An 8,528-nucleotide genomic window follows, 5' to 3' on the forward strand; every position below is an offset into this window, starting at 1 on the left:
TAGAGTTGGTGTGGAACAGGCATCTTGCCTGTTATTGAATAAAATAGAGTTGGTGTGGAACAGGCATCTTGCCTGTTATTGAATAAAATAGAGTTGGTGTGGAACAGGCATCTTGCCTGTTGCTAAGCGAGAATGGTGCAACATCTCAGTTAAATCCGTTACCCAATCTGTTGCCGAACTTCCCTCTGCTATATGTTGAGAATAACCGAAATAAAACTCCCCCTAGATCATCCTCAAGATGCGATCGCCGATGCCATTCTCAAAAAGCTGCAAATTCCCCCCGAAGAATTGCTCGGCTATTCCATATTCAAGCGCAGCTACGATGCTCGTAAAAAAGCAGAAATCCTCCTTGTCTATATTGTGGATGTAGAGACGACACAGGAAAAGCAACTTCTCCAACGCTTCAAAAAAGATCCTCATGTGATGGTGACACCAGACACGAGTTATCGCTATGTAGCCAAAGCCCCCAGCAATTTGACGGTTCGCCCCATTGTGATTGGTACAGGGCCGTGCGGTATGTTTGCAGGTTTGATGCTGGCACAAATGGGGTTTCGCCCCATCCTTTTAGAACGCGGAAAAGCAGTGCGCGATCGCACGGTTGATACCTTTGGATTTTGGAAGAAAAAAGCAGAATTTAACCCAGAATCTAACGCCCAGTTTGGCGAAGGTGGTGCGGGTACTTTTTCCGATGGCAAACTCTACAGCCAAGTTAAAGATCCTCAGCATTATGGACGCAAGGTGCTGACGGAACTTGTGAATGCGGGAGCTTCACCGGAAATTTTATATATTAACAAACCGCATATTGGCACGTTCAAACTGGTGGGAATTGTCCAAAGTCTTCGCGCCCAAATAGAATCATTAGGCGGAGAAATTCGGTTTCAAAGTCGTGTGGAAGATATCCACATCGAAAATGGAAAAGTGCAGGGACTTACCCTAGCTAGCGGAGAATATATTGCTAGTAATTATATAGTTCTGGCGGTGGGACACAGCGCCCGCGATACTTTTGAAATGTTGTTTTCGCGCGGGGTTTACATCGAGGCTAAACCTTTTTCCATTGGTTTTCGGGTGGAACATCCGCAGACTACGATCGATCGCTGTCGTTTTGGCGATCTGGCGGGCCATAAGCTTTTGGGTGCCGCCGATTACAAACTGGTTCACCATTGCCAAAACAACCGTTCTGTATATAGTTTCTGTATGTGTCCCGGTGGTTTGGTAGTGGCGGCTGCGTCAGAACCGGGGCGACTTGTCACTAATGGGATGAGTCAATATTCTCGCAATGAACGCAACGCTAACAGCGGGATTGTGGTGGGTATCACGCCGGAGGATTATCCCGGTCATCCCTTAGCCGGAATAGAGTTTCAGCGTCGCCTAGAAGAACGGGCATTTGAGTTAGGAGGTGGCACTTACAACGCCCCTGGGCAGCTTGTGGGTGATTTTTTGGCAAATCGCCCTTCCACCGCGCTAGGTGCTGTGCAGCCGTCTTATACGCCGGGAGTTGTGATGACTGATTTGAGCGAAAGTTTGCCAGATTATGCGATCGCAGCCATCCGCGAAGCACTTCCAGCTTTTGACAAACAAATTAAAGGATTTGCGATGGATGATGCGGTTTTGACTGGGGTGGAAACGCGCACTTCTTCACCGATTCGGATTAAACGCAAGGAAGATTATCAGAGTTTGAATACAGAAGGTCTTTATCCTGCTGGGGAAGGTGCAGGATATGCGGGTGGAATCCTGTCGGCGGGGATTGATGGGATTAAGGTGGCGGAGGCGGTTGCTTTGAGCATCTTGCAATCTTCAAACCACAAAGTTTGAGGCTGGATTTGAGGATTTTTAGATGGTTTGAAGATTGCCGTCAACCGTCAACTGTCAACCGTCAACTGCGGGACTTACGCATCGAAACTCACATCTTGCATCATTCTCAAGAACAGGCTTTCCGGCCTGTGAAGCGAGAAAATTTACTCTTTGTGGAACAGGCCGGAAAGCCTGTTCATAAAAAGCTTATTGAGAATGGTGCAACATCTCAGTTCAAACAGCAGCTAAACGCGATCGAATTTCCGTATCGGTATACTCCGGCGTCCAGCCTTCTTGGGTAGTAAAATAGCGCACCGCTTTAATTTTCCGCGCTGCTGTCAAATAAAACCAGTGTTCTGTATTCGCCGGCACGTTGATAAATTCTTCCGGCTGCACTGTGAGTTCGACTTGGCTGCCGTCGGGCCGCACGAAGCCGAAAATGCCCTCGCCTGCTACGATATAGCGGACTTCATCATCGGCGTGGATGTGGCACTTGTCGAATTTGGACAGCAAGGTGTCGATGTTGGGAATGTCTGGGTGCAGTACAATTAAGTCTCGCGACTGATAGCCTGCGGTTTCCTTGAGTTGTTGAAAGTAGCCGTCGAGGGCTTGGAGCACTTGCTCTTTTTGATTGTCGTCAAGAGCATCTTTCGCTAACAAATTTTGAATTTCAGCGCTGTCACCCACGGGCCAGCGGTTGAGTTGAATGTTTAAGGAAGCGAGTTCTCGGGTAATGTCGCTTTGTTGAGTGTAGGTTGTACCGTTTTCGAGTCGCAGGATAGCCATTTTTGCACGTTCCAATTTTGGGGTGAGGCGATACACAGGCACTCTGAAAGATGTTTGTCGATCGCGCCTGTACAAGAATCACTATTTTAACGTTAATTTGAACAGGCAAGATGCCTGTTCCACAATTGTTCCTGATTTGAACAGCCAAGATGCCTGTTCCACAATTGTTCCTGATTTGAACAGCCAAGATGCCTGTTCCACAATTGTTCCTGATTTGAACAGCCAAGATGCCTGTTCCACAATTGTTCCTGATTTGAACAGCCAAGATGCCTGTTCCACAATTGTTCAATGATTTGTCGCGATAAGATTAATAAGTCAGTCGCCAGCTAGCAATCGCAGCGATCGGCGATACTGATATCTTAAATGTAATTTTTGCAACAAGTATGCCTACTTATACGGGAATTTCTAGCGAAGCATTTCAGCATCCCCTCGATCGTCAAGCTGAGGAAGCGCTGCGAAGCGTACCTGGATTTGACTTAATTGCCAGCAAATTTGTAGAATTTGTCTACGAACGACCGCAATTCGTTTACTTAATGGGAAATAGCATTCAAGTCGGGCCCCGCCAGTATGCCAGCATTTATCATATATTTCGGGAATGCTTGCAGGATTTAGATGTTTTTCCCGAACCGGGTTTGTTTGTTTCTCAGAATCCCTCAGTTAACAGCTATGCCCTGGGGAAAAACCAGCCTTATGTAGTATTAAATACTGGTCTTTTAGACTTATTGGACGAGTCAGAAATTCGGGTAGTATTGGCTCACGAGTTGGGACACATTAAATGCGGTCATCCAACTTTAAATCAAATGGCGACGTGGGCGATGAGCGTTGCCTCGACAATTGGCGAGATGACTTTCGGGCTGGGAAATATGGTCGGCAGCGGTTTAATTTACGCTTTTTACGAGTGGCGGCGCAAGGCTGAATTATCGGCAGACCGGGCGGCTTTGTTGGTAACGGATGACTTAAACAGTGTGATGAAGACGATGATGAAACTTGCGGGAGTTAGCAGTAAATATGCTAGCGAATGCAGTTTGCAAGAATTTATCCGCCAGTCTGACAACTATCAAGAGCTCGATCGAGACAATCTCAACCAAGTGTATAAATTTTTACTTTACAACGGCGGCCAGGGTGTGATGCTGAGTCACCCTTTCCCGGTGGAACGCCTGCGGTATTTGCGAGACTGGGCAAGTTCCGAGGAATATCGCCAAATTAAGCTGGGGAACTACAAGCGGGCTGTAGCTGAGGGTGCGGTTGATGTGAAGTCCCAAGCGCCTAACAGCGAGACGGAGGCTTTGCGCCGTCAAATTGAAGAGTTGCAGCGGGAGATAGAGAGGCAAAAATCAAAGCGAAACTAAGTTTAAATTCCTCGTTTCCAGGCTGTGCCTGGGAACCAGCTAAAACCAGCTAAATGTTGGTTGAAGATTTACCGGATTTGAGGGAGGGGGAAACGTAAAAGGAAGGTAAACCAGTGAGAGACTTACTCGCAACTGGCCTCCAATCTAAAAACTGTCCCCTCCTTTCGGAAATCGGTTTCTGAGGAGGTGTAGTTTAAATCAAGAGAAGCTTATAAATCAACGGGGCTAAAAAAAATGAATATTGATAACGCAATGAATACTAACAAACCAACTTCTAATTTTTTCGGCAATGTGGGAAAAGTCGCGATCGCCCTGACTCTTCTAGCCGCCGGCATGGCATTTACAAATCCTGGGAGAGCTCAATACCTAACTTATGCTTCCGGCGTACTCCAAACCGAATTGGAAAACACTGTGTGCAAAGATTCTCGCGTGCCGAAAGCTTTGGGCGGCATTACAGATACTTTGATCGGCAGTTGCAAGAATTTGCTGACTTCGCAGCGGGACACGATCGAAAGCTTGCTCGACAATACAACGCAGCGTCAGAATTTAGGCGTTGTCAGCATTTATACAACTGAACTGGGCAAAAAAAGCTATCAAACGGTTGGAGCTTTTGGTAATTTTGTGACGCTGCCACCTAGTTCTGAAAATGCTCAAAATTAGAGTCAAATTAAGTTCAATTGCCGAAACCGGGTTTTTTAGAAAGCCCGGTTTTTGCTTACGTAATTCTTTCTCAGTAAATCTCAATAAATTTGGAGAGCAATAGCACATATTTTTAATTATGCCAACTATTAGAGACCAAATATTAAGTTTTCTTAAAGAACAAAAATTATTATCCCGCTTAATATTAACATTAACGCTATAAAGTTTGATGTTTAACAAATAAGCAGATGGCAATGCAATTAAGCAAGGGTGAGAGATTTAATATATCTAAAGAAGCGCCCGGTATAAAAAAAATGGCGATCGCCCTCGGTTGGCAGGTGACAGAGGCAGGAGAAAGCTACGACATAGATGTCTCTGCGTTTATGCTAGGTGCTGACGGCAAAATACCTAACGATAAATATTTTATCTTTTACAATAATCTGCAATCCTTTGACAGTTCGGTACTGCAATCGATTCCTGACAAAAACAACCGAAGTCAAGAGAATAAGACTATTTACGGCGTTATCTTAGAAAGAGTTAATCCTGAAATTGAGGAAATAACTTTTGTGGTCACTATTCACGAAGCAGATAAAATTAATGCAAATTTTAGCAATATCAAAAATGCTTTTATCAAAATTACAAATTTGGATACGGGAAGCGAACTGGTTCGGTATGAATTAAAAGAGAATTTTTCGCGAGAGACTGCTGTAGAATTTGGTCGTTTGTATAGAAAGAATGGAGAGTGGAGGTTTCAGGCGGTAGGAGCAGGATATCAGGCAGGATTGCAGAGTTTTGTTGACAAGTATTGCAGCTAAAGTATAGCATTTCTCAGGTTTGTGGAGGTGCCCGGCGTTTATAGGGCATAGGACATACCTCACAACGCGATCGAACCGCTATAGTAATCATTTAGAAACCGGGTTTGGGAGAAAGCCAGGTTTTTAATCACGTAATTGTACTTACAGCGTATTCGGTGGTTTATGAAGTACACTCCAGAAACCGGGTTTCTTTACAGTTCTCGCCTCTGGTACTGATTCTGTTGCTAGAAACCCGGTTTCTCGCGATCTACATCTACATGGAATATGCTGTAAGTAAATCTCAATAAATTCAGATACAGGCAGCACATATTTTAAATCAAGCCCGCTATTAGAGGCAAAATATTAAGTTTTCTTAAAAATTAATATTTATTCTGAACTTAATATTAAGATGAACGCTATAAAGTTTTAGGTTTAACAAATAAGCAGATGGCAATGCAATTAAGTAAGGGTGAGAGATTTAATATCTCTCAAGAAGCGCCCGGTTTGAAAAAAATGGCGATAGCCATCGGTTGGCAGGCGACAGAGGCAGGAGAAAGCTACGAGATTGATGTCTCTGCGTTTATGCTAGGTGCTGACGGCAAAATACCTAACCATAAATATTTTATCTTTTACAATAATCTGCAATCCTGTGACGGTTCGGTACTGCAATCAATTCCTGACAAAAACAACCGAGGTCAAAAGAATAAAACTATTTACGGCGTTATTTTAGAGAAAATCAATCCTGAAATTGAAGAAATAACTTTTGCGGTCACTATTCACGAAGCAGAAAAAATTAAAGCCAATTTTAGCGAGATCAAAAATGCTTTTATCAAAATTACCAATTTGGATACAGGAAGCGAACTGGTTCGCTATGAATTAAAAGAGAATTTTTCGCGAGAGACTGCTGTAGAATTTGGTCGTTTGTATAAGAAGAATGGACAGTGGAGATTTCAGGCGGTAGGACAAGGATATAAGGCAGGATTGCAGAGTTTTGTTGACAAGTATTACAGCGGAAATAGCAATAATATTGCTCCCATTAGTAGGGAGTTGACAGCGGGAACAACAGCAGATGATTTGCAGTTGCCTGCTTGGGATTTGGAGATGGATTCAGAACCGGAAGCGGAACAGTCTCGTCAGACTCGAAGGGTACAGCCATCACGAATTAACAATCAAGTTAATAATTCGCGAAGCCGCCAAATACCCGCAGCTTTATTAGCAGGTTTAGGGGTTTTGGTGTTGGGAACAGGTGTAGGGACGATCGCCTTTATGCGATCGGGAAATGAAACGCTGAAGCAAGCGAAAATACTAGCAGTTGAAACGCAGAATGCAGGCAAAACCACCGATGTAAATCTGCTCAGAAGTTTCGATAAACGACTTAAAGAAACGATCGCCAATTTAGAGAAAATTCCTAACTTCCCCGGCTTTGGGTATCAACAAGCTAGAGCTGATTTGCTGCAACTGCGCCCGAGTTTGGTTCCAGTAGCGCAAAATTTACAGGCGGCAGAAAGTCTAGACACAGCTCAAAAATTGGCGATGGAAGCTGCTGTGGTTGTGCAAAAACCGCCTCATCCGATGGAAGTGTGGCAGCAGTCGCAAAGTAAATGGCAACAGGCGATCGCACTTTTAGAAGCGATCGATTCACGTACACCTGTTTATAATCTAGCTCAAAATAAGTTATCTAATTACCGGGCCAATCGCGCTGTTATCAGTCAAAGAGTTGCGATCGCTCAAAAAGCTGCAAATTTCAGCAACCAAGGTTCTTTGAAAGTTCAAAAGGGAGATGTTCCGGGGGCGATCGCCAATTTTACTCAGGCTTTAGCGCTGAATCAGAACATACCTCAAGCTTACCTCGGATTGGGCATTGCTACTTCAAAACAGGGAAACAAGCAGCAGGCAATTTACAATTACGATCGAGCGCTGCAATTTAATCCTAACTTGGCAGAAGCTTATTTCGGTCGCGGTCAAGCATACTATGAATTGGGAAACAAGCAAAAGGCGATCGGGGATTACGAACAAGCTATCCGCGTTAACCCTAATTATGGTTTGGCTTATTTGGAACGAGGTGCTATTCGCTGTATGTTGGGAACAAAATCGCCAGCAGTAGAAGACTTTCAACAAGCGGGAGAACTTTTCTTAAAGCAGGGAGACGGAAATAATTACAAATTAGCACAAAGCTTTATTAATGATTGTCAAGAACCGAGTGCAGAGGCTGCAATCTGCGATTATAGAAGGAAAATAGACTCCTTCGGCAGACCCTGCGGTCTCTCTGTTAATGTTCCGATTATAATTAGAAGAAAATCCGCGACGGCTACCTCAAACTCTGAGTCTACTGATGTTAAAAGCAGTAGCAGCGTTGAAAAAATATTGCCTGCAAATTCTGATACCAGCAGCACAAGAACTCGCAGCAGGAGAAAAAGTAAAAGGTAAACGGCTGTTGCATTAGTTAATAGATGACAAAATTTGCTGGTAAGCATCGATAGTTTGTTGGGCGATCGCCTCCCAGTTATAATGCTTTTCGGCATACTCTTGGCCGTTCAATCCCCGCCGTTCGCGTTCTTCGGGATTCAGAAGTGCTGATTTGATTGAATGGGCGATCGCCCCTACTTCCAAAGGCCCCACCCAGCCAGCTTCTGCTTGCTGTATGTCTTCCGCAATATGTATGCGATCGGAAATGGCGACAGGTACACCGGCGGCCATCGCTTCTGCTACAGCAATGCCAAAGTTTTCGTAATAAGAATGCAATACAAATAAGTCGGCTTTTGTCAACAGTTCAAGTTTAAAATCACCGCTCACAAAGCCAGTTATTGTTGTGTATTTTGCTAAGCTTGAATTCTGAATTTTTACTTTAATTTGTGTTTCATAATCAGCATCTTGGGGATTTGAACCTGCTAAAATAAAGTGAAAGTATATGCCAGATGCCAAAATACTTTCTAATGCTGGAATTAACAAATCAAGCCCTTTTTTAGGTTCAATTCGCGACATAAATAAGATGATTGGCACTTGAGATTCCCGCAATCTCTTAGGAAGCAAACCTCCTGTCACCCCCAATGGAATCACCAAATCCCGTGGCCCCGGCATCTTGCCTGTGAAGTCCAAATCCCGTGGCCCCGGCATCTTGCCTGTGAAGTCCAAATCCCGTGGCCCCGGCATCTTGCCTGTGAAGTCCAAA

8 protein-coding genes are annotated in these 8,528 nt (G+C 44.3%); 6 read left to right on the top strand and 2 right to left on the bottom strand.

What is annotated here, in order from left to right:
- The first annotated feature begins 192 nt into the window (after positions 1 to 192).
- Complete coding sequence (locus tag QUA50_RS07825) at positions 193 to 1,812, top strand: NAD(P)/FAD-dependent oxidoreductase (RefSeq protein ID WP_333261299.1); 1,620 nt, start codon at positions 193 to 195, stop codon at positions 1,810 to 1,812.
- A 213-nt stretch (positions 1,813 to 2,025) separates the two neighbouring features.
- Here the strand turns inward: QUA50_RS07825 and QUA50_RS07830 are convergent, their stop codons facing one another.
- Positions 2,026 to 2,577: an acireductone dioxygenase gene (locus QUA50_RS07830; RefSeq protein ID WP_333261296.1), complete on the bottom strand. Its 552-nt coding sequence runs from the start codon at positions 2,575 to 2,577 to the stop codon at positions 2,026 to 2,028.
- Between the two features lie 22 nt (positions 2,578 to 2,599).
- On the opposite strand from QUA50_RS07830, the gene QUA50_RS07835 reads away from it, so the two are divergent.
- From QUA50_RS07835 to QUA50_RS07855, 5 genes are all read left to right on the top strand, one after another.
- Positions 2,600 to 2,869 carry a hypothetical protein gene (locus QUA50_RS07835; RefSeq protein ID WP_333433651.1) on the top strand — a complete coding sequence of 90 codons (270 nt, stop codon included), beginning with the start codon at positions 2,600 to 2,602 and terminating at the stop codon, positions 2,867 to 2,869.
- 91 nt (positions 2,870 to 2,960) lie between these two features.
- Positions 2,961 to 3,926, top strand: a complete 966-nt coding sequence (locus QUA50_RS07840; protein ID WP_333261294.1) for a M48 family metallopeptidase — start codon at positions 2,961 to 2,963, stop codon at positions 3,924 to 3,926.
- 234 nt (positions 3,927 to 4,160) lie between these two features.
- A complete protein-coding gene (locus QUA50_RS07845; protein ID WP_333261291.1) occupies positions 4,161 to 4,586 on the top strand; it encodes a DUF4359 domain-containing protein in 426 nt (141 codons plus the stop codon).
- Positions 4,587 to 4,813: 227 nt separating this feature from the next.
- Entirely contained in the window at positions 4,814 to 5,380 is a 567-nt protein-coding gene (locus QUA50_RS07850; RefSeq protein ID WP_333298563.1) for a TerD family protein, read from the top strand.
- 426 nt (positions 5,381 to 5,806) lie between these two features.
- Positions 5,807 to 7,786 carry a TerD family protein gene (locus QUA50_RS07855; protein WP_333298565.1) on the top strand — a complete coding sequence of 660 codons (1,980 nt, stop codon included), beginning with the start codon at positions 5,807 to 5,809 and terminating at the stop codon, positions 7,784 to 7,786.
- Positions 7,787 to 7,798: 12 nt separating this feature from the next.
- On the opposite strand, the gene QUA50_RS07860 is transcribed toward QUA50_RS07855, so the two are convergent.
- Positions 7,799 to 8,528: glycosyltransferase (locus QUA50_RS07860; protein ID WP_333261284.1), on the bottom strand; the 730-nt coding region annotated here is incomplete at its 5' end.

This window comes from Microcoleus sp. M2_D5 (assembly GCF_036701935.1).
In the GTDB taxonomy this organism is placed as follows: domain Bacteria; phylum Cyanobacteriota; class Cyanobacteriia; order Cyanobacteriales; family Microcoleaceae; genus Microcoleus.

Coding starts and splice junctions, on each gene's coding strand:
- QUA50_RS07845 (WP_333261291.1), top strand. CDS start 4,161: ATGAATATTGATAACGCAATGAATACTAACAAACCAACTTCTAATTTT.
- QUA50_RS07840 (WP_333261294.1), top strand. CDS start 2,961: ATGCCTACTTATACGGGAATTTCTAGCGAAGCATTTCAGCATCCCCTC.
- QUA50_RS07825 (WP_333261299.1), top strand. CDS start 193: ATGTTGAGAATAACCGAAATAAAACTCCCCCTAGATCATCCTCAAGAT.
- QUA50_RS07855 (WP_333298565.1), top strand. CDS start 5,807: ATGGCAATGCAATTAAGTAAGGGTGAGAGATTTAATATCTCTCAAGAA.
- QUA50_RS07830 (WP_333261296.1), bottom strand. CDS start 2,577: ATGGCTATCCTGCGACTCGAAAACGGTACAACCTACACTCAACAAAGC.
- QUA50_RS07850 (WP_333298563.1), top strand. CDS start 4,814: ATGGCAATGCAATTAAGCAAGGGTGAGAGATTTAATATATCTAAAGAA.